The 25,196-nt window shown below is 65.6% G+C and carries 23 protein-coding genes and 1 pseudogene; 15 read left to right on the top strand and 9 right to left on the bottom strand.

The features are described from left to right. Positions 1 to 365: 365 nt before the first annotated feature. The 3 genes from ACWDU4_RS18010 to ACWDU4_RS18000 are packed head-to-tail and all read right to left on the bottom strand — an operon-like array spanning position 366 to position 3,482. On the bottom strand, positions 366 to 1,676 hold the full coding sequence (locus ACWDU4_RS18010; protein WP_450115277.1) for an acyl-CoA dehydrogenase family protein: 1,311 nt from the start codon (positions 1,674 to 1,676) through the stop codon (positions 366 to 368). Between the two features lie 17 nt (positions 1,677 to 1,693). Then, positions 1,694 to 2,443, bottom strand: a complete 750-nt coding sequence (locus ACWDU4_RS18005) for an SDR family NAD(P)-dependent oxidoreductase (protein WP_450115332.1) — start codon at positions 2,441 to 2,443, stop codon at positions 1,694 to 1,696. 7 nt (positions 2,444 to 2,450) lie between these two features. Continuing rightward, positions 2,451 to 3,482, bottom strand: a complete 1,032-nt coding sequence (locus ACWDU4_RS18000) for a phosphotransferase family protein (protein ID WP_450115276.1) — start codon at positions 3,480 to 3,482, stop codon at positions 2,451 to 2,453. Between the two features lie 358 nt (positions 3,483 to 3,840). On the opposite strand from ACWDU4_RS18000, the gene ACWDU4_RS17995 reads away from it, so the two are divergent. Beyond that, entirely contained in the window at positions 3,841 to 4,356 is a 516-nt protein-coding gene (locus ACWDU4_RS17995) for a TetR family transcriptional regulator (protein ID WP_450115275.1), read from the top strand. A 79-nt stretch (positions 4,357 to 4,435) separates the two neighbouring features. On the opposite strand, the gene ACWDU4_RS17990 is transcribed toward ACWDU4_RS17995, so the two are convergent. The 4 genes and pseudogenes from ACWDU4_RS17990 to ACWDU4_RS17975 form a co-directional block, all read right to left on the bottom strand. Continuing rightward, on the bottom strand, positions 4,436 to 5,047 hold the full coding sequence (locus tag ACWDU4_RS17990) for a TetR/AcrR family transcriptional regulator (protein WP_450115274.1): 612 nt from the start codon (positions 5,045 to 5,047) through the stop codon (positions 4,436 to 4,438). A 33-nt stretch (positions 5,048 to 5,080) separates the two neighbouring features. After that, positions 5,081 to 6,109 carry a 2Fe-2S iron-sulfur cluster-binding protein gene (locus tag ACWDU4_RS17985; RefSeq protein WP_450115273.1) on the bottom strand — a complete coding sequence of 343 codons (1,029 nt, stop codon included), beginning with the start codon at positions 6,107 to 6,109 and terminating at the stop codon, positions 5,081 to 5,083. 241 nt (positions 6,110 to 6,350) lie between these two features. Continuing rightward, entirely contained in the window at positions 6,351 to 6,959 is a 609-nt protein-coding gene (locus ACWDU4_RS17980; protein ID WP_450115272.1) for an SDR family oxidoreductase, read from the bottom strand. Positions 6,960 to 6,967: 8 nt separating this feature from the next. Continuing rightward, positions 6,968 to 7,966, bottom strand: a pseudogene (locus ACWDU4_RS17975) (IS481 family transposase); the annotation flags it as partial. Between the two features lie 373 nt (positions 7,967 to 8,339). On the opposite strand from ACWDU4_RS17975, the gene ACWDU4_RS17970 reads away from it, so the two are divergent. Further along, complete coding sequence (locus ACWDU4_RS17970) at positions 8,340 to 9,275, top strand: alpha/beta hydrolase (protein ID WP_450115271.1); 936 nt, start codon at positions 8,340 to 8,342, stop codon at positions 9,273 to 9,275. Between the two features lie 32 nt (positions 9,276 to 9,307). Here ACWDU4_RS17970 and ACWDU4_RS17965 read toward each other — a convergent pair whose 3' ends face one another. Continuing rightward, complete coding sequence (locus tag ACWDU4_RS17965; RefSeq protein WP_450115270.1) at positions 9,308 to 9,979, bottom strand: TetR/AcrR family transcriptional regulator; 672 nt, start codon at positions 9,977 to 9,979, stop codon at positions 9,308 to 9,310. 49 nt (positions 9,980 to 10,028) lie between these two features. After that, the gene (locus tag ACWDU4_RS17960) at positions 10,029 to 11,171 is read right to left on the bottom strand and encodes a CaiB/BaiF CoA transferase family protein (protein ID WP_450115269.1); all 1,143 of its coding nucleotides are present in this window, start codon (positions 11,169 to 11,171) and stop codon (positions 10,029 to 10,031) included. 227 nt (positions 11,172 to 11,398) lie between these two features. Between ACWDU4_RS17960 and ACWDU4_RS17955 the strand changes: the two genes are divergently transcribed. The 13 genes from ACWDU4_RS17955 (at position 11,399) to ACWDU4_RS17895 (ending at position 25,114) form a co-directional block, all read left to right on the top strand. Beyond that, positions 11,399 to 12,793 (top strand): MFS transporter, encoded by a 1,395-nt coding sequence (locus tag ACWDU4_RS17955; protein WP_450115268.1) that lies wholly within the window; start codon positions 11,399 to 11,401, stop codon positions 12,791 to 12,793. Between the two features lie 35 nt (positions 12,794 to 12,828). Then, positions 12,829 to 14,475, top strand: a complete 1,647-nt coding sequence (locus ACWDU4_RS17950) for a class I adenylate-forming enzyme family protein (RefSeq protein WP_450115267.1) — start codon at positions 12,829 to 12,831, stop codon at positions 14,473 to 14,475. Between the two features lie 104 nt (positions 14,476 to 14,579). Further along, the gene (locus ACWDU4_RS17945; RefSeq protein WP_450115266.1) at positions 14,580 to 15,656 is read left to right on the top strand and encodes a Rieske 2Fe-2S domain-containing protein; all 1,077 of its coding nucleotides are present in this window, start codon (positions 14,580 to 14,582) and stop codon (positions 15,654 to 15,656) included. A 98-nt stretch (positions 15,657 to 15,754) separates the two neighbouring features. Further along, positions 15,755 to 16,543 carry an SDR family oxidoreductase gene (locus tag ACWDU4_RS17940; RefSeq protein ID WP_450115265.1) on the top strand — a complete coding sequence of 263 codons (789 nt, stop codon included), beginning with the start codon at positions 15,755 to 15,757 and terminating at the stop codon, positions 16,541 to 16,543. Positions 16,544 to 16,574: 31 nt separating this feature from the next. Beyond that, positions 16,575 to 17,525 carry an NmrA family NAD(P)-binding protein gene (locus ACWDU4_RS17935; protein ID WP_450115264.1) on the top strand — a complete coding sequence of 317 codons (951 nt, stop codon included), beginning with the start codon at positions 16,575 to 16,577 and terminating at the stop codon, positions 17,523 to 17,525. A 78-nt stretch (positions 17,526 to 17,603) separates the two neighbouring features. After that, complete coding sequence (locus ACWDU4_RS17930; RefSeq protein WP_450115263.1) at positions 17,604 to 18,359, top strand: SDR family NAD(P)-dependent oxidoreductase; 756 nt, start codon at positions 17,604 to 17,606, stop codon at positions 18,357 to 18,359. A 261-nt stretch (positions 18,360 to 18,620) separates the two neighbouring features. Continuing rightward, entirely contained in the window at positions 18,621 to 19,400 is a 780-nt protein-coding gene (locus tag ACWDU4_RS17925; RefSeq protein ID WP_450115262.1) for an SDR family oxidoreductase, read from the top strand. A 70-nt stretch (positions 19,401 to 19,470) separates the two neighbouring features. Continuing rightward, entirely contained in the window at positions 19,471 to 20,277 is an 807-nt protein-coding gene (locus ACWDU4_RS17920; protein WP_450115261.1) for an SDR family NAD(P)-dependent oxidoreductase, read from the top strand. Next, complete coding sequence (locus tag ACWDU4_RS17915; protein ID WP_450115260.1) at positions 20,274 to 20,996, top strand: enoyl-CoA hydratase-related protein; 723 nt, start codon at positions 20,274 to 20,276, stop codon at positions 20,994 to 20,996. Before ACWDU4_RS17920 ends, ACWDU4_RS17915 begins: the two co-directional genes overlap by 4 nt. Next, positions 20,993 to 22,273 carry a cytochrome P450 gene (locus ACWDU4_RS17910; RefSeq protein WP_450115259.1) on the top strand — a complete coding sequence of 427 codons (1,281 nt, stop codon included), beginning with the start codon at positions 20,993 to 20,995 and terminating at the stop codon, positions 22,271 to 22,273. Before ACWDU4_RS17915 ends, ACWDU4_RS17910 begins: the two co-directional genes overlap by 4 nt. Before the next feature lie 3 nt (positions 22,274 to 22,276). Further along, complete coding sequence (locus tag ACWDU4_RS17905) at positions 22,277 to 23,035, top strand: enoyl-CoA hydratase/isomerase family protein (protein ID WP_450115258.1); 759 nt, start codon at positions 22,277 to 22,279, stop codon at positions 23,033 to 23,035. 91 nt (positions 23,036 to 23,126) lie between these two features. After that, the gene (locus ACWDU4_RS17900; RefSeq protein WP_450115331.1) at positions 23,127 to 24,059 is read left to right on the top strand and encodes an NAD(P)H-dependent flavin oxidoreductase; all 933 of its coding nucleotides are present in this window, start codon (positions 23,127 to 23,129) and stop codon (positions 24,057 to 24,059) included. Between the two features lie 89 nt (positions 24,060 to 24,148). Continuing rightward, positions 24,149 to 25,114: a PDR/VanB family oxidoreductase gene (locus tag ACWDU4_RS17895; protein ID WP_450115257.1), complete on the top strand. Its 966-nt coding sequence runs from the start codon at positions 24,149 to 24,151 to the stop codon at positions 25,112 to 25,114. Positions 25,115 to 25,196 lie beyond the last annotated feature (82 nt).

Raw genomic sequence — 25,196 nt, 5'->3', positions numbered from 1 at the left:
CAGAGCCCGAGCCGACCAAAGCGGCAAGGGATCCGGGGCCGTTGCGCGCCTGGGCGCCCCGCGAGGTGGATGAGGATCCTCACACCGGGTTCACGACCGTCGCTATTGCTCGCGAATCATTCCTCGCGAATCATTCTCTGTCGGAACCGCACTCATCCGCATCGGGGAACGCAGGCGAGACTCCTGGCGCATCGATGTCATCCGCACACGGCCGGACTCGGGAATGGCTATGTGCATCGCCCGAGTTCCGGACCGACGGAAGGTCTTCAAACTCATAGTGAACACTGCACGGCTGCTCAACGAGCAGTCCAGCTGTCGGGCCACCGGCTGAGAGTCTGGTGGCCCGACAACAGTGACTCAGAGCCTTACTCGTGAGCCTCGGCGGCGGCCTGCGCCGCCAGTGCCTCGGCATGCTTGGCACGTGCCGCCTCGAGCCGCGCGGGCAGCCACTCGGTCGGGTAGTCCCCCTCGGCCGGCTCGTGGTCACGCAGGATGAGGCGGGCAGCCGTGACGGTGTGCACCTCGGTGGGCCCGTCCCAGATTCCGTACGCAGCGGCCAATGCCCACAGCTCACCGAACGGCATCTCGTTGGACATACCCAAAGCGCCGTGCAAGTGCATCGCCCGCTCGACCACATCACGCACAACGCGGGCCGAGAGCACCTTGGCAACGGCGATGTCGCGGCGGACATCCTTGCTGTATCCCTGCCCCTGGTCGATCATCCACGCGGTGCGCAGGACGAACAGCCGGAACTGTTCGATCTGCGCGTAGCTCTCCATGATCGCCTGCTGCACGAGCTGGAAGTCACCCAGCCGGGAGCCTCTGCTGACCCGGCTCAGAACGCGCTCGCAGCCCATGTCAAACGCGTAGCGTGCCTGACCTACACCACGCATGGCGTGGTGGATGCGGCCACCCGAGAGCCGGGTCTGTGCGATCTCGAAGCCCTGGCCGGGTTCGCCGAGCAAACCCTCGGCGGGGACCCGAACGTCGGTGTACCGCACAAGGGCATGGTCCATCGCGTCGGCGGGTTCACCCATGAACTGCGTACGACGAACCGTCTCGATCCCCGGGGTGTCCCGTGGAACCAGGAACATCGACATTCGCTTGTAGGTTGACGCCTCGGGGTCGGTCACGGCCAGCAGGACGAGGAACGCCGCCTCCTCGGAGTTCGAGGTGAAGAACTTCTCCCCGTTGATCACCCAGCCGTCACCATCCCGCTCTGCCCGGCAACGGAACCCGGTGGGGTCCGACCCGCCCTGGGGCTCGGTCATGGAGAAGGCGGAGAAGAGCTCACCGTCAAGGAGAGGCTGCAGGTACTTGGCCTTCTGCTCCTCGGAGCCGTAGTGCGCGATCACCTCGGCGTTTCCGGTGTCGGGCCCCTGCACACCGAAGATGGTCGGCGCCCACTGGTACGGCGCCAGGATCTCGTTCATCAGGCTGAGCTTGACCTGACCGAAACCTTGACCGCCCAACTCGGGCCCGAGGTGGCAGGCCCACAGCCCCCGCGCACGAACCTGGTCCTTGAGCGGGTCGATGACCTCCTTCAGCCACTTCGGAGGCGTCCGGTGGTGATCATGCGGCCATAGCAGGTCGAGGGGAGCGATCTCCTCGACGACGAAGCTGCGCATCCACTCCAACTGCTCTTCGAACTGGGGTTCGGTGCTGAAATTCCACATGCTCGTACTACTCCTCGTCAGTGGTTCTGTCGGTAGAGACCGCCGTCGACCCGGATGTGGGTCCCGGTGACGAAGGCCGATGCCGGGGTGGCCAGCCAGAGGGCCGGTCCCACGAAGTCCTCCGGTGTGCCCATCCGGGCCAGTGGCATACCCTCGACCGCGCGGGCGCGAAGTTCGTCGCTCCACCCCGCCGAGATGTCGGTAGCGACCGGCCCCGGAAGGAGGGCATTGACTCGGACAGTGGGCCCGTAGGCGTCCGAGAGGCCGACGGTCAGCGCGTTCAGCCCGGCCTTCGCACAGGCGTAGACCAACTCGTCGGTACCTGGCCTGAGTGTTCCGATGGTGCTGATGTTGATGATCGAGCCGCCAGCTCCTGCCTTCATCTGCTCCGCCAGCAGAATCGACAAACGGAACGGACCCTTGAGGTTCACCCCCGCGACCTTGTCGTAGTAGGCCTCGTCGATCGACGGCAGATCCGGATAGCGCGGGGTCATGCCTGCGTTGTTCACGAGCACGTCACACCGACCGAACTCACGGTCGACGGTCTCGGCGAGACGGCCGGAATCGTCCCAGTCGGCCGCCTGGTAAGCGACCGGGAGTGCCCGGACACCGTACTTACCGCTGATCTCATCCGCGGCCACCGCACACGCGTCGAGCTTTCGGCTGGCGATCACAACGTCCGCGCCCGCTGCGGCGAAGCCGTCGACGATCGCGCGCCCGATCCCCCGGCTACCACCGGTGACGACCGCAACCTTTCCCGTCAACACACCCATCTCAGATCCTTTCCCCGCGAGCGAACTCCGCAGCGGCGACCATGAGGCGCTCCACAAACGGCGCCATGGTGTTCTCTTTGTCCGGCACGCCGTTCGCGACGGCACGAGAGACGCGCCCTTCGAGGATCACCGCGAGCTTGAACAGCGCGAGGCATTCGTAGTACGGCAGAGCAGTCAGGTCCCTGCCCGAGCGCTCGGCGTACCGTGCGGCGAGCTCGGCGCGGGTGGGGTAGTGATCGACACCGCCTGCCTGCATAGTCACCACTGGCTCCTCGCCGGGGTTGGTCCAGCGGGCCAGCAGATGACCGATGTCTAGCAGCGGGTCGCCGATGGTGCCCGTGTCCCAGTCGATGATCGCCGCCAGTCGGGCCGGCGGCTCCGGCGCGACCATGACGTTGAACGGACTGTAGTCGCCGTGCAGTATCGCGGCGGGGCTCATCGTCGGCCGGTTCCGCTCCAGCCACTCGGTGACATAGTCCAGTTCTGGCAGATCCCGAGTGCGGTAACGATCCAGCTGGGCCAGCCAGCGAGAAACCTGACGCTCCAGGAATCCCTCCGGCTTCCCAAGGCCCTCGAGTCCACGCGCCTGCCAGTCGACTCCAGCCAGCTCGACCAGACCATCGACGTAGGCCTCCGCGAGACCGCGCCGCAGGCTCGGATCCGAATCGAAGGGCTCGGCCAGCTCGTACCCCGGGGTGAACCCGTCGACCTTGTCCATGACCAGGAAAGGCGCGCCGATAACGCTTCTGTCCTCGCAGAGCAAACGCGGGGTGGGATGCGGCACCGGCGTGCCCTCCAACGCCTGAAGGATTCGCCATTCTCGAACCATGTCGCCCGCACTCTTGTCGTTCAGAACCGCGGGCGGACGACGAAGAATGAACACATCGTCGCCGCGCCGCAGCTCGTACAGCGCGTTTGCGATACCGGTTGCCGCGCCGATGCGTGTCGCTGTGAGCGGTTGCGCCGTATTGCCGAGGGCGTCTCCCGCCCAGGCGGACAGAGCTCCCAGGTCAAGTTGAGGATCGTCCGCCACAGCAGCACCTTCGGTTGTTCCACTCGATGCCGACATCGGCCCTCCAGATAAGTAATCGACAGCGACGGACATTCTGTCAGTCACTGAAATGTTGTCTCCCTATGACACTATCGGCGGTGTTGGGCAGGTAGTCAAGTGATCCCCGCCCTAGAACGCTGACAGTCGATGACACACTTGGGTTCGGCCGCCCATCGCACGAGAGGGACTGACGAGGACGATGCAGCGAGACGACCAGACAGTTGGACAACCTTCCGCCGCCCCGCATCGAACCGACGGCGCGCATGCCGAACCGCCCGCGCCATCGGATCTGCGAGCGCGCCGCCGACAGCGAACGCAGGACGACCTTGCCCGGATCGCTGTGAACCTGTTCCTCGACCGCGGCTACGACGCAGTGTCCGTCGAAGAGATCGCCGCCGCGGCCGCGATGTCGGGACGGTCTTTCTTCCGTTACTTCCCCACCAAGGAGGCGGTGCTGCGGCGATACCGCCACTCGCTCTCGGCCAGACTCCTCCGATCCTTCGAGGCGCGTCCGGACGACGAATCACCGCTGACCGCTCTTCGGAGGGCGTACGTCGACAGCGCTCACGTTCCTGAGGATGACCGTCCCCGGATTCACTCCCTCGAACGACTACTGGCCACTACCTCGGACGTGTGGGCGAAAGACCTCGGTGAGACGGTCGCCGACGCCTCTGTGGCCGGCGAACTCGCGCGCAGAATGGCCATCGCCGACAGCGACTTGCGTCCTGCCGTCCTCGCCGCCGCCATCTCAGCTGCAGCGGCAACCGCATGGAACAGGTGGGCTCGATCCGCCGGTGAGGGCGATCCGAGCGCCATGGTGGCCGAGGCCATCGACCTTCTCGGCCTAACAGATTGAGCAACGTCCCGCGCGGGTTACCCACTCCAGGCCGACGGCCGGCCGCTGAACGGCCAAACAGCCTGGCGCAGGATCCGGCTCAGCGCTGCACCATCCGGAGCATCCTGTCGATTAGCGTTCGTCGCGCCTGCGGCCCCGGCGGCCTTCGCTCCGGTGAGGCCATCGTCCTGATGTACACGGCCCCGACCAGACTGTCCCCCAACAGCGCCCGATCGACGTCGGCCGCGAGTTCACCCCGGTCGACCGCAGCCTGAAGAACCTCTGCCAGCCGCCGCGCAGTCGGATGCAGCAGCCGCTGCTGGAAACGAGCCAGCAGTTCGGGGTTCGAGCTGGCATCAGCCATTACGCGCATCTGGAGGTCCATCGTCTCGGTCCCCATTTGATCGGCGATTACGCCTACCAGAACTAGAAGGTCTCCTCGTAGGGCGCCGGGAAGCTCGGGAATCTCAGGCAGGACGATCGAGTCGATCGCATCAATGATCAGCGTCTCCGCCTCGGTCCAGCGCAACAGCAGACTCGATCTCGCCACGCCGGCCCGTTTCGCGACGCTGCGCATGCTGAAGCCAGCGACACCTCGGTCCGTCAACTCTTCACGAGCAGCCTGCAGCAGTCGCTCCTCCAGCGAGGAATCACGCGGCCGTCCCACACGAGGGTGCGCGGCGGCCTCCCGCAGCCCCGCTTCGCCCGTCATTGCACCTCCGAGTCAAGTCCCTCAAGCGCCGCGTCAGAATACAACCTTGACGGCTTCGTCCCCGGCGCACACCAACTGGCACGCCAGCACATCTCCGTTCGCGACATCCTCCGGCTCCAGGAGGTTGTTACCGGTCATTGTCACCTCACCGGACGAGCAGGTCGCGAGGCAGGTACCACACTCACCGTCCCGACACAGGTAGGGAACCTCGATACCGCGAGTGAGCAGGAAGTCCACCAGTGTGCTCCCCTTTGGCCACTCCAACTCGTGAGTCTCTCCGTCGACGGTCACGGTGAGCGGCACCGCCTCGCCACCCTCGTCCACCTCGGCGAGCACCGGCTCCGCGAACGGATCTCCGCTCAGCGAGGTGAATACCTCCAGATGCAGCGCGGCCCTGTCACGCCCCGCGGCCTCCCACCCCTGACGAACCGCCTCCATGAATGGGCTGGGACCGCAGGTGTACGCCTCCCGGTCCGGGTGTGCCCGGGCGAGCCCGGCGAGGACGGCAGGACGAGGGAGGCCCTGTACAGATTCGAGCCAATGTCGCACGGTGAAGCGATCGGGGAACTCCGCCTCCAGCGCCCGCAAATCCGCCGCCGCGATCACCGAAGCCTCGTCCCGGTTCGCGTAAAAGAGCTCGACCACTCCTCGACCCTCCGTCAGCACCGACTTCGCGATCGACAGGATCGGAGTGATTCCGCTACCCGCCGCGAACAGAAGCAGGCTGACGTCCAGGACACTCGGGGAGAACACACCAGTCGGTGGCAACACCTCCATGACATCACCGCCGGCGAGGTTGTCACACAGCCAGTTCGATGCATATCCGTCGGGTGTGCGCTTGACGATCACCCGCGGCGACTCGCTCCGGTGCGGCGAGCTGGCCAACGAGTAGCAGCGGGCGACGGAGCCAGTCCGCTCACTCGGCACCCGAAGGACCAGGTACTGGCCGGGACGGTAGCCGAGGGGTTGTTCACCCTCCTCGAACACGATCGATACGGCGTCAGCCGTCTCACGCACGACATCTGCCACCCGCAACCGTACGGACCTTGCTGTCCCGCTCATGGCCAACTCCTCATGGGTCCTCGGTTCGATTTGAACCAAAAATGTACCAGGGTGGTCTGGTAATTAGAAGAGGCGGCATCCACCTCGACCCCTGTTGTCGCACAGTGGAACTGACATCGACACCTAGAGTCGGAACATCCGTCGGACTGACAGGTCCGCCTCGATCGAGGCGAGACGGCGACGCACCAGCGGAACACTGTCCCGGTGGGTCACTATGCGCAGCCGACCGGCCTCGATGCCCTCAAGCCATCTCGGCGACCGTCGCCGGCTCCAGGACCGAGTCGGACCGAGGGGTCGTGGGCACGGACCCGGGGTCAGGCCCCACTAGACCGAAACCGCCAGGCGCAGTCTCCCGGCTACTGCGTGCCAGATCCGTCGCGACGACACCCGGACAGAGCACGCTCGCCCCGACACCCGGCGCAAGCTCGGCGAGCTCCGCAGCGAGGGTCTCGGTCAACCCAATGACGGCGTGCTTGGCGGCCACATAGGGCGCCAGTCCAGGCACCGGGACGAGGCCGCCGACAGACGCGGTGTTGAGAACGTGCCCCCGCCCCCGCTCGACCATCGCAGGCACGAAGGTACGAATTCCGTGCACGACACCGATCAACCCCACATCGAGGGACCACCGCCATGCATCGACCGAACCGGCCCACGCGGCAGCCGGGGGCGCTGAGACGCCGGCATTGTTGCACACCACATCCACTCGGCCGTACACGGCGGCAGCCCGCTCCGCCAAGCGCTCGACCTCGCCACCCTTGGTCACGTCCGCAACAACGGTCGTGACCTCCGCACCCTCGACGCGCAGACCCGCCCCGGCGGCGTCGAGGTGATCGGATCGAACATCCGACATCACAACAGCTAGGTGTGATGTCCAGGCACGTTGGTCAGTCTGGTGACTGGTGGCTTGCCGCCGATGGCGGAGTGGGGTCGGTGGTGATTGTAGAAGTGCAGCCAGCCGGCCAGGGCGGTGTTGCGTTGCGTGGTTGATTCGTAGAACCGTGCGTAGGCCCACCCATCGGCCAACGTGCGGTGGAAACGTTCGATCTTCCCGTTGGTCTGGGGACGGTAGGGGCGAGTGCGTTTGTGCGTGATGCCGAGCTCGGTGCAGGCGTCACGCCAGGCGTGGGACTTGTAGGCCGAGCCGTTGTCGGACAGAACCCGCTCGACGACCACACCGTGGTCAGCAAACCAGGTGATCGAACGTTGCAGGACACCGATGGCGGTCTGTGCCTTCTCGTCGGTGCAGATCTCGGCGTAAGCGAGACGCGAGTGGTCATCGATGACGGTGTGCACGAACGCGATGCCGGTTCTCGGCTCGTACAGGCTGTTACGTCGGCCAGTTCTCTTCGCGGTGGCTTCTCGGTTCTTCTCACCCAGCCGGCGGCCGACGAAGCGGTGCCCGCCACCGTCGGGGATGTTGCCGAACTTGGTGACGTCGACATGGATCAGCGAGCCTGGGTGAGCGTGTTCGTAGCGTCGCAACGGTTCGCCGGTGGCGCGGTCGATGTGGCGGAGTCGGTTGATGCGGCACCGCACCAGCACCGCGTGCACGGTCGACGCCGGCATCGACAAGTGTCCGGCGATCTGGATCGGGCCGAGCCTGTGGCGCCACCGCAACCGCACGATCTGCCGAACCACGTTCGCGGGAGTCTTGTTCGGGCTCGACTTCGGCCGTGAGCTGCGGTCGGCCATCCCTGCGACGCCTTCGTTGCGGTAGCGGTCTGCCCACTTCTTCGCTGTCCGCGCCGCGACCATGAACATTTTCGCTGCTGATGCGTAGGTCCAGCCGTCGTCGACAATCAGGCGTGCCAGGCGGAGTCGGGTGATCGGAGTCAGCGTTGCGTTAGCGTGGGATAAGAAGGCCTCCGGGTTGTGAAGCGGTTCCTAGACAGCTCCACTTCACAACCGGAGGCCTTCACCTGTCAGCTCGACTCACCGGACAGAGTCCGGACCAACCTCCCTGAACATCACAGCTAGGCCACGAGCACAGAAAGCCCGGACAAGTGCAAGCCCGATGCCACTCGCCGCGCCCGTCACCACCGCGACATCGTCGGTGCGCAGATTCATCCCCACCCCTCTCGGCGGCGACCCGACCGACCGGTCCAGTTTGCGCCACGAACGGACACCCAAACCTCGTGAAACAGAATAGCTTTCATCTTCTCTTGAAATTGGACCACAGTGGTATGGTAACCGTCGTGTCGACCATCACAGCCCTGATAGGAGGGCGACCGTGACCACCGATCCTGCGCCCTCGCATCGCGCCTGCGATCCCCCGCAGTCGATCCTCGTCGACACGGAACTCGGCCCTCTGTCCGCCATCGCTGCAGAGCCCGCCGCGTCCCCGCGCGGGCTTCTCGTCGCCCTGCACGGTGGTGGGTCGGGCGCTGCATACTTCCACTCGCCGGTGAGTGCGGAATCCTCACTCCTCTCGCTCGCCGCTGGCACCGGCTGGCGTGCGGTGTCGGTGGACCGCCCCGGATACGGGGCTTCGACCGGACTCCAGGACCACCGGATGGATCTCGGCACTCAGGCACGCCTGTTGCGTGGCGCCGTGGCCGAGCTCGCCGCCGACACACCCGTACTCCTCGTGGGACACTCGCTCGGCGCCATCACCGCGCTGCAACTCGCCCACCAGATCGAGCAGAGTCCCGGAGACATTCGACTGATCGGCATCGCCATCGGCGGCGCGCCTCTGTCCTACACCGCCGAGCAGCGCTCGATGCACACCGCCGTCGATGCCAGCGGACCGACGATTCGGCGGCCACCGGACGCTCCCCGCGACCCCGGCGAGTGGCTGGGGCCCACCGGGACCTATCCGACGGAACTCCACGATCGCCTGCACGAGGTCATCTCCCGGGTGCCATCGGGCGAGATGGCGGACGCAGCGAACGCTCCGGAACTGTTGACGACCCTGCTGACCAGTGTCGTCACGCCGATACAATTCGCCGTCGCGGAGCTCGAATCCACCATGGCCCCCGCCGAGGAAGTCACCGCCCGCGCCGAACAACTCCTGCGTGGGCGCAACGCGGGACTGTTCGTCGTGCCTGGTTCAGGACACAACCTGTCGCTCGGGCACCAAGCGCGGTCCTACCACCTGCGGGTACTGTCATTCGCCGAACAGCAACTCGCCGCGTCGGCGACCATGAACCGGACGCCATTCCCATGACGCCCGGTAGCTGCGCCTCCGATTCGAGCCGGTCAGGGCTCGTCGACCACACCCGGCCGTCCGAGAATCCTCTCGAGCCGATCCAGTTCTGCCCTGGTCGCGGCGGCGGCCTCGCGAGCCGAGCCGAGAACCGCCTCTGTCGCAGCCGTCGGAGCGAGCAGACCCGCCACCGCGATCGAAGCGATCTGATCGGCGACCTCGTCCGCGCCGAGACGACCCTCCGGATCGAACCAGATTGCCAGAGACCTCGTCACCGACGCCATCGACTGCGCAGCCACACCTGGGTCGACGTCGCGAAAGACCCCGGACTCGATCCCCGCCACGATCACGCCACGCAACGACGCGAAGAACGACCGATTCAAGTCCTGCACAATCACTTTGGCGGCCTCTGGCAGTACCGGCCAGATCGTGTCGACCATCCGGGTTGTCTGCGGGTGCTCTATCGCAAAGGAGGCGAGGCTTCGAACCAGGTCTGGCAGCCGCACCTCGGGCGGGCAGCCCGGGTCCGTCTCGTCCACGATCTTCTTCGCCCGCTCCGCGTGCTCGGCCACGATCTCACTGACCAGTGCGTCACGACTCGGAAAGTACCGGTACAGCGCCGACCTGCTGATTCCCATCCGGTCCGCGACGTCCTGCAGGCCGCTGGCATCGGATGCTCCGGCGGCAAAGACCTCGGCGGCGACCCGCCGAACCTCGGCCCTCATCAGCTCGGAGCGAGCCGATGAGCGGCCGAGGTCGCGGGTCACGACAGATTCAGCCGAGCCAGTCACGCCGTACCGCGTCAGCATGGGCATTGAAGTCCGGTGGCGGAGTAAGGTTCTCACCGGCCCGGGTGCCGGTGTGGTGCCACCTGATGGCGGAGGCCACGGTCGGCCACTCTCCCTGTTCGCCGGCCATGATCTTGCGAGCAGCAAAATGATCGGTGGCCATAAAACCCTGCACGTCGAGTACCGGTCCGCCGGGCACATCCCATGCCCGGAACCGCTCCATCCAGGTAGCGGCGTCGGCCTTGACGAACTCGGCCTCCAGCTCCGCCTCGAGGGCCGCATCCGCGTCGCCGTACTCGAGCTCGCCGCCCTCGTGATGAGACAGCAGATCCTCCCGCCCGATACCGGCGCAGAACCGCTTCCAGAACTTGTGCTCAAGGGCGCCGATCAACACCGGAACACCATCGGAGGAAAGGTACGTGGTGTACAGCGCCTGCCGCGGGGTGTCCCGGTACGAGAATGCCTCACCTGCGCGGTGCGTCATGGCGATCTCGGTTCGATGAGTCTCGACCACTGCATCCCAACACGATACATCGACCCAGGCGCCCTCTCCCCCGGCGCGAACCGAGGCGATCGCCGCGCAGGTGCCCGCCACCGCAGACAGCGCACCGAGCTCATTGCCCCAGGAGGTGTACGCCCAGCCGCGATGCGGCCGACCGTCCTCCCAGACCAGATTGATGCCGTCGGCGAGCGCATCGACATTGAGGCCATGGGCGGGCAGACCCGCCCAGGGGCCGGTTTGCCCGAAACCGGTGATGGAGCAGATGATCAGCTCCGGGCGCTCCTCCCGGATTGCCGCGAAGTCGACCCCCGCCTCCAACCAGAAGCCGGCGAGCTGGTTCTCAACGACGACGTCCGCCGCCCGAACGAGCGCGATGATCGTTTCCCGATCCGCCTCGTTCCGGACATCGAGGGCGATCGATCGTTTACCCCAGTTCTGACTCATGTGCTGGGGACTGCCGCCGTCCGGCGCGAAGGGCGGAATCTTGCGGATCCGATCGCCGAAAGGCGGCTGCTCGACCTTGACAACCTCGGCGCCGAGAGCCGCCAGCTTGCCAGAGGTCAACGATGCGGGAATGAGGATCCCAAGGTCCAGGACCTTGATCCCTGCGAGTGGTTGATACGTCATAGTGACAACAATGTTGCACTTGCGACATAGCTGTCAACTTAGTAGCGTAGATCACATCGCCCCGGGCGGTGTGACTGAATCGGCCATGCATTCGTTGGACGCCGGACTGTCTCCCCCCTTGCTCGATGACAGGCGATACCGCCGCTTAGCGAGGACGCGCAGCGCATCCGAGCCCATCGCGTCGGTAACCCCCACACTTCGATTCCCTCACCCTCATGGAGTGATCAATGTCGAGTACCCCCACCAGTGAGGCCGCCCCCGCCTCGTTGGACGCCGCCGCAATCGCCGCGCGCTTGGCACGACTACCCGCCAAGGGCACGGCGCTACGCGTCATGGTCGCCGCCGCAGCCGCCTACTTCTTCGACCTGTACGACCAGTCGGCCTTCGGCATCGTCGCCCCCGCGATTCGCGCGTCGGAAGGCTTTTCCCTCAACAACATCGCCACGCTGGTATCGGTCACCTTTGCCGGCATGCTCCTCGGTGCGCTGATCGGCGGCCGAATCGCCGACAGGTTCGGCCGCCTGCCGATCGTCCGACTCGGACTTGTCCTGGCATCACTGGGGTCGCTCGGCCACGTTTTCGCTAGCTCGTTGCCGGCCTTCGGCATCCTGCGTCTGGTGACCGCCACCGGTATGGGCATGATCTTCGTCGTCGCGATCACTTATCTGGTCGAAGTGTCCCCCGCCCACCGTCGCGGCTCGCGAGTTGCCCTCACCGCGTTCTTCGGCGGAGTCGGTGGCGCCACCGTGGCCGTGCTCGGCCGAATCGTCATTCCCCTCGGCGAAGAGGCGTGGCGCTGGTTGTTCGCCATCGGCGCGCTCGGCCTGCTCGCCCTCGGGTTGACGATCCGGCTCCCCGAGTCGCCCCTGTGGCTGCTCTCGCGTGGACGCATCGATGATGCCGAGCACGAACTGCAGGCGCTCGAGCGTGGCGTCGAGCGAGCAGTCGGCGCACTTCCCCCCGTCGTGGTGGAAGAGACCGTCACCCAGGCCGTCGCCGAGGAGGAATCCACCCAGCAGAGTGGATGGATGGGCGCCTTCCGTGGCAAGTTCCTCCGCCCGACGCTCCTCCTGATGGCGATCTGGATCGTGTACTCGACTGTCACGCAGGTGTTCTCGGTGTGGTTGGCCACGATTCTCCAGCTCCGCGGCTTCGACAGCCAGACCCTCCTGACCATCACCATGGTCGCCGTGGTCGGTGCACCGGTGGGCATGTTGCTCGCCTACGCGTTCGCCGATCGCCTCCCCCGCAAGGCGCAGTTCATCGGCGTTGCCCTCATCGCTGGCGTCGTCGGCCTGCTCTTCGGTGTCATCCCCGCCGCCGGGGTCATCGCGGCCCTGGCGTTCGCGCATTTCGTGCTGATCGCCTGGTTCTCTCCGGTTCTGAACGCCGCGATGATGGACGAATACCCTTCGTCCCTGCGTTCGACCGGATCCGGCGTGGCATACTCGTCCGGTCGGTTGTGGAGCATCGTGTTCCCCTTCACCGTGGCTGCGGCTCTGAACGCCTACGGCGCCGGCATCATCGGCTGGGTCCTGCTGGTCGCGTGGGGACTCGTCGCAATCCTTGGTCTCGGACTCCGCGGCAGCATCAGCTCCCGATCCACCGAGCCGACCACCTAACCCCCTAGATCCTTCCCTGCGAGAGGCTCGCCCCCATGCATCTTGTCAACCTCACCGACCCCGACGAGCGGGTCGTCACCACCATCCTGCGCCGACAAGCGGAAGCAGTACCCGACCAGATCTTCCTGGCGGGACAGGACGGCGAGCACAGCTACGGCGAAGTGTGGGAACGATCTCGGCGCTACGCAGGAGCGCTCGCCGACCTCGGGGTCGGTCGAGGTGACACGGTGGCCATGTTCATGGACAACTCACCGGAGATGGCGGTCACCGCCTTCGGCGCCAACCAAGCGGGTGCCGTGTGGTCTCCGGTGAGCACCGAGTATCGCGGTCAATGGTTGCAGGAACTGCTGCAGGACATCCGTTCCCGGGTCCTTTTCGTCGACGCCCATCTACTGCCCACCATCGCCAACCTGGCCGAAACCTCGTTCGAACATCTGGTCGTGAAGGGAGATGTCCCCACCGACCTGGACATTCGCATCCCAGGGGTCACGATCCATCGATTGGCGGACTTCGCCCAGCACGACGAAAGCGCCTCCACTCCGGACTGGTACTACGGCGACACCAATTCGATCCTGTGGACTTCCGGCACCACCGGCCGGTCCAAGGGTGTGGAACAGCCGCACAACGCTTGGGTGTCACACGCCCTCCACCACAACGAGATCCGTGGCGGCATCCGGGAAGGCGAGAACTTCTACGGGTGTGTTCCGATGTACAACTCCAGCGGCTGGTCGATGAACGTCTACGCCGCACTTGTCACCGGCGCGAAAGCCGGCATCGACAAGCGCTTCTCGGTTCGCGAGTACTGGGACCGCATCAAGTTCTACGATGCCCACCACACGATGATGCTGGGCACCATGCACGTCTTCTTGTCGCAGCAGGAGCCCAGTGCCGCCGAACGTGAAAACACCCTTCGAACCCTCGTAATGAATCCCGTGGTGCCGGACCTCGTCGAGGTGGCGAAGGAGCGATGGGGAATCGAGACCGTGTTCTCCGGATACGGTCAGAGTGAAGTCCTCGGCGCGGTGATGTACCGAGACGACTGGGGTCTCAAGCCCAGCGCCTGTGGACGACCGAGCCCGGACGACCTCGTGGAGACCGTCCTTCTCGACGAACACGACCGCGAGGTCGGAGTCGGAGAGGTTGGAGAGTTCTGCGTACGCCCGCGCCAGCCGTTCACCATCTTCAACGGCTACTTCCACGCTCCGGACAAGACCGCCGAGGCGTTCCGAAACCTGTGGTACCACACCGGCGACCTGGGCAGGAAGGATGCCGACGGCGAGATGTTCTTCGTCGATCGCAAGAAGGATTCGCTCCGGTTCAAGGGCCGGAACCTGTCCTCCTTCGAGGTCGAGCACATCACCCGCGGGTTCGACGGAGTGATCGACAGCGCGGCAGTAGGCGTCCGGCCGACCGACATCGAGTATGCCTCCCACCTGCACGAGTACGAACTGCTCCTCTACGTCTTGGTGGAGCCCGGCACGTCGATCGACCCACTCGCGCTGTGCCGCTACATCGACGAACACGCCCCCTACTTCTTCGTCCCCCGGTACGTCCACCAAGTCGAGGAGTTCCCGATGACGCCGACCAGCAAGGTGCAGAAGTACAAGCTGCGCGAGAAGGGGCTTCCCGAAAGTGCATGGGACAGGCTCGTCGAGGCGCCGGATTGGAGTCCGACGCGATAAGGCCCCCGTCGCGGTGCTCCCCCATCCAACGCGACGCCCCAGGAGTCGTTGACTCGCCGGCCGTAACCGGCCGATTTCTACCTAGTTTCGAGAGGAACACCCCCATGGTCAAGCCTGCACTCTCCATGAAACCCACCGGCTGGTTCCAGGTCGCCTGGTCCGCCGAGATCGAGCCCGGTCAAGTCCATCGCATGAAGTACTTCGGCCAGGAGATGGTTGCCTGGCGCAGCACGTCGGGTGAGCTGACGGTCATGGACGCCTTCTGCGAGCACCTTGGTGCCCACCTCGGCTACGGCGGTCGCGTGGAAGAGGATCGGATCGTTTGCCCGTTCCACGGCTGGGAATGGAACGGTCAGGGCAAGAACGTCTGCATCCCCTATCAGGACCGCCCGAATCCGACCCGTCGGATGAAGACGTGGTCTGTGGTCGAGATGAACGAGAGCGTCTACGTCTGGCACGACCTCGAAGGGCGCGAGCCCTACTTCGAGGTCCAGGATGTCTTCGAGGGATTCGGCGACGACAAGACCGCGGCTGATTTCTACCGGGCATACCCCGAGGGCTGCCGCGTCCACCGGAGCCTCGAGCTCCATCCCCAGTACGTGATGGAGAACTGCGTCGACCTGGCGCACTTCAAGTACGTCCATCGAGCCGCGAATCTCCCGATTTCGCTCAGCCAGAACTTCGACGAGCCCATCGCTCGCGTCTCGTTCGAACTGGTCTTCGGCGCCGACAAGGAGAAGACCGTTCTCACCCCGAACGGCCCGGTCGCCGGATACGGCGAAGTGATGAACATCGGCATCGGCATCGGCGTCGCGAAGCTCGAGGGCCCGGACAACCAGCGCCAGGCCGTCTGCGTGACCCCCATCGACGACGAGACCGCGGACATCTTCTCGTCGGTGTGGCTGGATCGCGCGACCGGCGATGACTCGCCTGCGCAGCCTGCTTCGATGGAGCGACGGATGCGCTACGCGAACAATCAGTTCGAGGCCGATATCGTCATCTGGAAGCACCAGAAGTACTCGGATCCGCCGGCCTTGGCCACGGCCGAGGGCAAGGGATTCCGCGCAATCCGCAAGTGGGCCATGCAGTTCTACCCTGACGGTGAACTCGGCAGTGCTGCCTACGCGTACCTGCAGACGGCAGGCACCGACGCCGACCTTCCCCAGACCGCGGCACGCTGACAACACGTCGGGGCATCCGGACTTCCGGATGCCCCGACGATTCTCGACCGGGCCGAGCGCGCTGCGATCGGCTCTCTGCATCGAACGAAGGACACGAAATGAAGCTGACGGGTCGTACTGTCGCCATCACCGGAGGCGGGTCGGGCCTGGGTGCCCAAGCCTGCAGGATCGCACGCGAACGCGGCGCTGCACGCATCGGCGTGGTCGACCTGAACCCCGCAGCCGCAGAAGAGATCGCCGCCGAGGTCGGCGGAATCGCAATCACCGCTGATGTGACGAACGAGGAGCAGATTCGTGCTGCCGTCGATCAGCTGGGAACCGTGGATATCTGGGTTCACAATGCCGGCATCGGCGCACAGACAACTCCTTTCAGTGACGACGGCATCTGGCGGAAGATGTGGGACGTGCACGTCATGGGCGTCGTATACGCCTCTCGTGCGCTGCTTCCGGCCTGGATCGAACGCGGCGAGGGCCACTTCGCCATGGTCGCCTCGGCGAACGCACTGACGACCAACCCCATGTCGGCCGCGTACGCAGCCTCCAAGCACGCCGAGCTCGCCCTTGCCGAGTGGATGGCGATGACCTACGGCCCCCGCGGCGTGATCACCAGCTGCTTCTGCCCCAAGGGCATGCTCACCCCGCTGCTCATCGCCCACGCCGAGGACAATGAGTACGTGCGAGATTCGGTACGTACGGCGGTGACCTCCGAGGCCGCCGCCACCATGCTCATCGATCTCATTGAGAGCGACAAGTTCCTCTCCACCACCTATCCGCCGGTGCTCGACGAGTACGCTCTGCGGGCCACGGACCCGGACGCCTACATCGCCGGGTTGCAGGACACCCACCGCCGGTTGGTGCCCGGATTCGGGCTTCCCGAAGTCCACTGACCAGAACACCTTCCGAGAGGTAGTAACGACGGTGACGCAGACTCAGACCGTCACGGTGACCGGCGCGACCGGCGCCCAGGGCGGTGCGGTCGTCGATGCACTGCTGGCGGCGGGCACACCTGTGCGCGCCCTGGTTCGTGATATCTCATCCCCTCGTGCGCGAGCGCTGTGCACCCGCGGAGTCGAACTCGCCTCGGGCGACTTCGACGACCCTCTGTCGCTGCGGGCTGCGGTGGAGGGCTCCTTCGGGGTGTTCTCGATGCAGACACCGGCCCAGCCCGGAGATCCCGGCGGAGAGGAACGCGCGGCCGCGAACCTGGTACAGGCCGCTACATCCGCCGGAGTGGAGGTGTTCGTCCACACGTCGGTGGCGCGAGCCGGCGACCACGACAGCTTCGTCGGATGGGACCAGGATCGTTGGTGGCCCACCTACTGGCTCGGCAAGGCAGCCGCCAACGAGCAAGTGCGGTCCAGTTCGCTCGCACGCTGGACGATCCTGAAGCCCGCGTTCATGATGGACAACTTCCTCCCGCCGAAGGCAGCGAAGATGTATCCCCAACTCTCCGAGGGCTCGATCGTCACAGCACTCCGGCCGGACACCCGCGTCGATTTGATCGCCGCCGCCGACATCGGCCGCGTGGCTGCAGCGGCATTCGCGGATCCCGCGCGATTCGATCGCCTCGAGATCGACCTCGCTGCCGAGTCCCTCACGATGTCCGAGATCGCGGCCACGCTGACGCGGGTCACCGGGACCTCGGTGCGCGCTCGACATCTCGACATGGATGCCGTTGTCGCGGCAGGCACCCACCCCGGCGTCGCCGAGAACCAGTTGTGGGCCTCTGTCGAGGGCTACCGTGTCGACCTCGACGCGGCGGGTCGACACGGCGTCGGGCTACAGCGTTTCACCGACTGGGCTCTGGAACACCGGCAGGACTTCGCCCTCGATGGCGACATAACAGGTGACGTTCCGCACTCGGCGTAACCGGCCACCACTGAACGCACAGTCATCCTCTCTCACCGACACGTCACCATCCGTCGCACCAACAAAAGGGGAAGAACCATGGGCCTCCTGGACGGCAAGGTCGCCTTCGTCACCGGCGCAGGACAAGGTCTGGGCGAAGGCACCGCCCACGCACTGGCAGCGGACGGTGCCGCAGTCGTGGTCGCGGACATATCCGCGGGCAAGGCCGACCGGGTGGCCGCAGACCTCATCGCGGCCGGACATGCCGCTCTGGCCGTCACCTGCGACGTTCGCGACCGCGCATCGGTGGATACTGCTGTCGCAGCAACGGCCTCCGCGTTCGGCACACTCGACATCCTCGTCAACAACGCGATGACCCTTCGGTTCGCCCCTTTCAACGAGGCCACGGCCGACGACCTCCTCGATGCCTACCAATCCTCGGTGCTGGGCACCTTCAACTGCATGCAGGCCTGCTTCCCGCATCTGCGCGAGAGAGGTGGCAAGGTAGTCAATTTCGGCTCGAATGCGGGCACCGAAGGCAACGCCACCATGGCCACCTACGCCGCGGCCAAGGAGGGTGTACGAGGTCTGAGCAAGGCAGTCGCGGCCGAGTGGGGCCAGTACGGCATCACCGTCAATGTCGTCGTCCCGACCGGAACGTCACCGGCATGGGAACAGGTCAAGACCGGTCTCACTGCCGAACAACTCGACGCCATGCTGGAACGCCCAATCAAGCGGATGGGGGACCCCGTCCACGACATCGGCCGGATCGTGGTCTTTCTCAGTAGCCCGTACTCCGACTACATGACCGGCCGCACCCTTTTCGCCGATGGCGGGAAGTCCAAGTTCAGATAGCCACCGAGGTCTTCCTGTATCCAGCCCGACAACCCCTCGGGCCCAGTCGAATTCGTCGGTCTGTTATCAGCTGTTCTCACGCACTGCTTGCCGGCCCACCCCCCGGTGGGTGCCCTCGCCATCTCGAGGCCTCGGACTTCGGAGGATCGCTCCGCCCCGCCTTGACCGAAGCTAATCCGGTAGATAGTTTGTCTCTTTGAGAGGCGCTGCGGCTGGACCGCAATGCGCACCCCTGTCGAATCGAGACGAAGGGAGGAGACCATGACCTCGACGAATCTGGCCGGCACCGCTGCGGTCGTCACCGGCGGCGCCGGGGGGCTGGGAGAAGCCGTGGTTCGCCGTCTGCACGAACTCGGAGCAGCAGTGGTCATCGCCGACCTGGCCGACGACAGGGCGCAGGCACTGGCGGAGGAACTGGGCGGCTCGGCAGTGTACGCACGCACCGACGTCACCGACTCGGACAGCGTCTCGGCCGCACTGGATTGCGCTGCCGGCCTGGGGTCTCTCCGATCGGTGGTCATCGCACACGGAGGCTGGGGCGTCGCCGAACGCCTCGTCCAGCGAGACGGATCGCCGGCCACGCTCGACGGTTTCACGCGGACTCTCGATCTCTATCTCACCGGAACCTACAACGTGCTGAGGTTGGCCAGCGCACGAATGGCCACCAATGAGCCCGATCCCGACGGCGAACGCGGGTCCATCGTGCAGACGGCATCCATCGCCGGGTACGAGGGACAGATCGGCCAGACCGCCTACGCAGCAGCGAAGGCTGGAGTCATCGGCCTCACCATTGCAGGAGCCCGGGACCTCGGAACACTCGGCATTCGCCTCAACACCGTTGCCCCGGGAACCATGTCGACTGCCACGATGAAAACCGTCGGCGAGCAGGCACTCGAGAAGTTCCGCTCGAATGTCCCCTTCCCCAAGCGACTCGGACGGCCATCAGAGTTCGCCGATCTCGTCCTCGGCATGCTCACCAACCACTACCTCAACGGAGAGGTCGTTCGCCTCGACGGCGGACAGCGTTTCACTCCACGCTGACCGGTCCCGGGACAACCACCGGCGACACCGACAACGAGGCAGTACCCCCTACGAACAGGACATCGCAGCGATGGCACTCGCACCCCCCGAAGCAGACATCTTCTCCATGACAGGACGGGTCGCACTCGTCACCGGATCCACGCGTGGAATGGGCTTTGCCGCAGCGCACGAACTCGCCCGACACGGGGCCGACGTCGTTGTGGTCGGCCGCGACAGCGCGAGCACCGAGGCAGCGGCGAAGGAGATCAACGGATCGGTCGGCGCCGAACGCGCCCACCCGATCGTGGCCAACATCGGCCACCGCGATGCAGTCTCCGAGTTGCTCGGCAGGGCTCGCGCGGAGGTGGGTCCGATCGATGCACTTCTCCTGCACGCAGGAATGAACATCTGGGTCGGCGAGACGACCGCACTCGAGGACCGGACCCTGTCCAAGTTCCTCGACAGCAGCATCATGTCGGCGCACTGGTTCTGCCGCGAAGTCATTCCGCACATGGTCGAACAGGGTTGGGGCAGAATTGTGTTCACTTCCTCTGTTATCGGTTCGACGCTCGGAAGCGCCGACAACGGTCCCTACGGAATCACCAAGGCAGCCCTCGCCCAGATGGCGCGCAACCTGGCATGCGAGTACGGCAAGCACGGTATTCGTGCCAACGCGATCGCGCCGGCGCTGTTCGAGACACAGCAGGCGCAAGCGGTGCTGTCCGACGAGGACCGCCTGAGCAGATATCTGGAGCGCTGTCCCGCTGGACGAGTCGGGCAGGCGAACGAGTTCGCCGGACTCGCACTCCTGCTGGCCTCCGATGCCGGTGGCTACATCAACGGCCAGACGATCAATATCGATGGCGGCTACTCGGTTCTGTGGGACGGCTACCGATGAACGAGCTGCTCATCCACTTCCCCTCCGATGGCGTCGAAGTCTGGACCCTCAACCGGCCTGACGCACGCAATGCATTGACCAGCACTCTCGCAGAACGGCTCTCCGCAGAGATGAGCCGTGCGGCAGAGGACGACGGCGTCCACGCCGTCGTCCTCACGGGCTCGGGCAAAGCCTTCTGTGCGGGCCTCGACCTGGCCGAGTTCAGCAAGGCCGAGGCACCTCGCGGCGTGGTCGGAGAAGCGATCCGGCGTGCGCACTCCTTTCCGAAGCCACTGGTCGGAGCAATCAACGGACCAGCGGTCACCGGCGGCCTCGAATTGGCCCTGGCCTGCGACATCCTCCTCGCTTCTCCTGCCGCGGCGTTCCGGGACACGCACCTGAGAATCGGCGCACTGAGCGGGAGCGGTATGACCGTCCACCTGCCCCGGGCGGTTGGCCGAAGCTGGGCCAGGCGGATGATCCTCGCCAACGATCCGCTCCCCGCCGACATCGCGCTCCAACTCGGCTTGGTCACCGAAGTCGTTCCCGCGGAACAACTCGTCGCCCACGCCGCAGATCTGGCGAGCCGGATCGCCGCCATGGACCCGGCGATCGCCTCGACTGTCAAGCAACTGTGTGTCGACATCGACCAAGTCACCCCGGCCGAAGGACTCGAGCTTGAGTCGGCCGCACTCCAAGAACACCGCAAGAAGGGTCGAGCATGGAAGACAGCGACATGAGCAGCAACAATTTCTCGGGCCCGACAGTGACCGACGACTTCAACCCGATGTCGGAGGAATTCGCCGAGGACCCGTTCACCGCCTTCGGCGCGGCGCGTGAGGAATGCCCCGTCCGGCACACCACGCAGTTCTCGCCGGAGTTCTACAGTCTCACGCGGTTTTCGGACATCTTCACCGCCCTCAACGACGCCGAGGCCGAGCGATGGTCCGCGCGGTACGGCAGCAGCCCACAGTTCCACCGAGCGATCGGATTCAATCAGGACGCCGAGGACAGCAGGGCCTTCCGGGCACTGTTCCGAACCTGGCTGCCCGCGAACGCGGGCGCAGTCCACGCCGAGCTCATCGACAAGGCGATCAACGGCCTGATCGACGAGATGACGGCGGATGGACGCGTCCGGGCCGATTTCGCCTCGGAGTTCGCTGTTCTGCTCCCGATCCGCATCATCGCCACCCTCATCGGGGTTCCCACCGAGGACGAGCGAGAGATCAAGGAGATGACCGACGAGTTCCTCGGCGCCTTCTGTATCCCGGAGAAGAACGGCGTGGCGCCCGCCGCCCAGCGCCTGCACGCCTACTTCGAACCGCACCTCGAACGCCGGCGAGCACTGCTCCGCGACGCCGGGGTCGACGCCCCGGACGAATCCCATCTCGGCACCGCGGTCCCGAACGACCTGCTCAGCTTCATGCTCGTCAAGAAGCACGGCGACCGACACCTGACCCCGGCCGAGATCGACTACGTCCTTGCCACTGCCCTCACCGGCGGCAACGACACCACCACCTCGATGCTCACCAACGTCACCTTCCGCCTGCTCTCCAGCCCCGGACTCTGGGACCGCATCGTGCAGGACGCGAAGCTGATCCAGCCTGCAATCGAGGAGAGTCTGCGGATGGATCCGCCCGTCCTCGGGCTGTTCCGGACCACTGCGGACGAGGTGGACGTGTCCGGCTGCCCCATTCCCGAGAAGTCGAAGGTCATGCTCCTGTTCGGCTCCGCGAACCGTGATCCGCGGCAGTGGGACGACCCGGACGAGTTCCGGCTGGATCGCCCCATGAAGCTCCTGCGCAGGCACCTCGCCTTCGGCGGCGGCGCCCACTTCTGCCTCGGCGCCCCGCTGGCCAGGGCCGAGGGCAACCGAGCGCTCGAGATCCTGCGGACACGTCTCCCCCACCTTCGCCTCGATGGCGAACCCGAGCGAATTCCCCAGAACCACCTCTGGGGACGCCAAACCCTCCCGGTCCGGTGGGACGATCCGGACCTCGACTCGGAAGGAATCTGAACCATGTCCGAGGAACCCGAGATCCTGATCGAGTCCGACGGGCCCGTTCGCATCGTCACCCTGAACAGGCCGGAGAGCCGCAACGCCACCAGCGTGACAATGCACCACGCCTTCCTCACCCTCTGGCAGCGGCTCGCCGAGGATCCCGAGGCACGGGCAGTGGTCGTGACCGGTGCGGGCAAGGCGTTCAGCGCCGGTGGCGACTACGAAATGATGCAGTTGTCCCTTGACCCGGTGGGCCGTTGGCGCAACGTGGACGAGGCTCGCCGGCTGTTGGTGGAACTCGTGCACTTCCCGCTCCCGATCGTCGCCGCGGTCAATGGACCTGCAGTCGGATTGGGCGCGAGCTTCCTTGCCTTCAGCGACTTCGTCGTCATGGCGGAGACCGCGTTCATCGCCGACCCCCACATCGCGGTCGGCTTGGTGTGCGGGGACGGCGGTGTGGCATGGCCGCTGCACGTCGGGCTCTTGCGGGCGAAGGAAATCCTGTTGCTCGGTGACCGCATCAAAGCCGATGAAGCGAAGGCCATGGGAATCGCCAATCGCGTCGTGCCCACCGCTGACGTGCTGTCCGAGGCCACCGCGATCGCGCACAGACTCGCCGCTCAACCTGCCGGGGCACTGCAGGACACCAAGCGTGCCCTCAACATGTACCTGGAGTCGAGCCTGGCCGGACCCATCGGACATTCGCTCATGACCGAGCGCTACAGCATGGCCTCCGCCGAGCACCGCGCCTTCGTCGAATCACAGACCAAGGCCTGACCATGACATCTCGTACCGAACTGGAGCTTCCGTGATCAGAACCGGCCTGACCGACCTGGTCGGCATCCGTCATCCCATCGTCCAGGGCGGGATGCAGTGGGTGGCCACCGCACCGCTGGTCGCCGCCGTGGCGAACTCCGGGGCGCTGGGCTTCCTGTCCGCACTGACGCAGCCCACACCCGACGACCTCCGGCGCGAGATCGAGCGCTGCCGTTCGCTCACCTCCGACCCTTTCGGGGTGAATCTAACGATTCTGCCATCGATCTCACCGCCCCCCTATGCCGAGTACCGGCGGGCGATCATCGACTCCGGCATCAAGATCGTCGAGACCGCCGGCTCCAACCCAGTCGAACACCTCGAGGACTTCAAGGCATCCGGGGTCACGGTGATCCACAAGTGCACCACCGTCCGCCACGCCGTCTCCGCGCAGAAGCTCGGAGTCGACGCCGTCAGCATCGACGGCTTCGAATGCGCCGGACATGCAGGCGAAGAGGACACCCCCGGCCTGGTGCTGATCCCGGCGGCCGCAGACGAACTGGAGATCCCGCTCATTGCGTCTGGTGGGTTCGCCGACGGTCGCGGCCTCGTCGCCGCGTTGGCGCTCGGAGCCGACGGCATCAACATGGGTACCCGCTTCATGTGTACCGCCGAGGCCGAGATTCATCCGAACGTCAAGCAGCGAATCGTCGAATCGGACATCCGGCAGACCGATCTGATCTTCCGCGAGCTCCGTAACACCGCGCGGGTCGCCCGCAACGCCATCAGTGAGCAAGTCGTCGAGATGCTCCGTGAGGGAGCGACATTCGCAGATGTACGCGAGCTGGTGGCGGGGCAACGCGGCCGGAAGGTGTACGAGACGGGCGACCTCGATTTCGGTATCTGGACCGCAGGTATGGCACAGGGCCTGGTCCACGACGTACCGACCGTGGCCGACATGGTCTACGGCATCGTAGAGGAAGCCGAGAGCCTGATCCGCTCGCGGCTTCACGGCCTCGTCGGGGCCGGCGCACCCGCATCGGCCTGACCCCAAGGGATCGAGCAGGTGTCCCGGATCCCGTCCTCGATCCGGGGCACCTGCACCCCTACAGATTTCGTGACACTCTAGGAGCCCCCATGGCACTATCCGGCCGCGACGAGGCCCATCTCCAGCTTCGCGTGCGGCGGCGAGACGCCGCTGCCCAGGATGTGGTGGTCCTCGAACTCGAGAACACTTCATCCGACCCGCTCCCCGCCTGGAAGCCGGGCGCACACGTCGATCTCTGCCTGCCCAACGGTCTGACCCGGCAGTACTCCCTGTGCGGCAACCCTGCGGATCTCGGCACCTATCGGCTCGGAGTTCTTCGAGAGCCGTCGAGCCGAGGCGGATCGGCGTACATCGCCGACGAGGTCGTCGCCGGCGCAGAGATCGAGGTGCGCGGTCCTAGGAATCACTTCCCGCTGTTGCCTGCCGAAAGCTACATCTTCATAGCGGGCGGCATCGGTATCACCCCGGTGCTTCCGATGATCGATGCCGCACAGCGCGCGGGTGTTCCCTGGGAACTGCACTACGGAGGCAGATCTCGGGCATCGATGGCATTCCTTCAGGAGATCGCCGCGCTGCCCGGCGAGCGGGTGCACCTCTACCCTCAGGACGAGGTCGGCCTCATCGATCTGCCCTCGCTTCTGGCCGTGCACCGGCCCGGCTCGCTGGTCTACTCCTGTGGGCCGGGGAGCCTGCTCCAGGCCATCGAGGAGCGCACGGCGAACTGGCCGGACGGATCGGTGCACATGGAACGATTCGAACCCAAGGAATTCGACCAGCCCGCTTCGACGGAGTCCTTCGAGATCGAACTGTCCGACAGTGGCATGGTGCTGGTCGTCCCGCCGGACAAGTCGGTACTGCAGGTGCTACGGGATGCGGATGTCGAGGTCTACTCTTCCTGCCAGGACGGAACCTGTGGCACGTGTGAGACCACGGTCCTGGCGGGCGAGGTCGAACACCGCGACTCCATCCTGAGCGCCGAGGAACAGGCCGAGAACGACCGCATGTACATCTGTGTCTCGCGGGCGGCCTGCCCCCGGCTCGTCCTCGAACTCTGATCTTCCGACCTCGCCGGCCCGGCGACGTGAATGACAGAAGCGCCCGACCCGCCCCACCCCGGCGCGGGGTCGGATGACACCA

It is taken from the genome of Rhodococcus sp. NPDC003348 (assembly GCF_053589375.1).
This window is presented reverse-complemented; position numbering and strand designations above follow the sequence as displayed.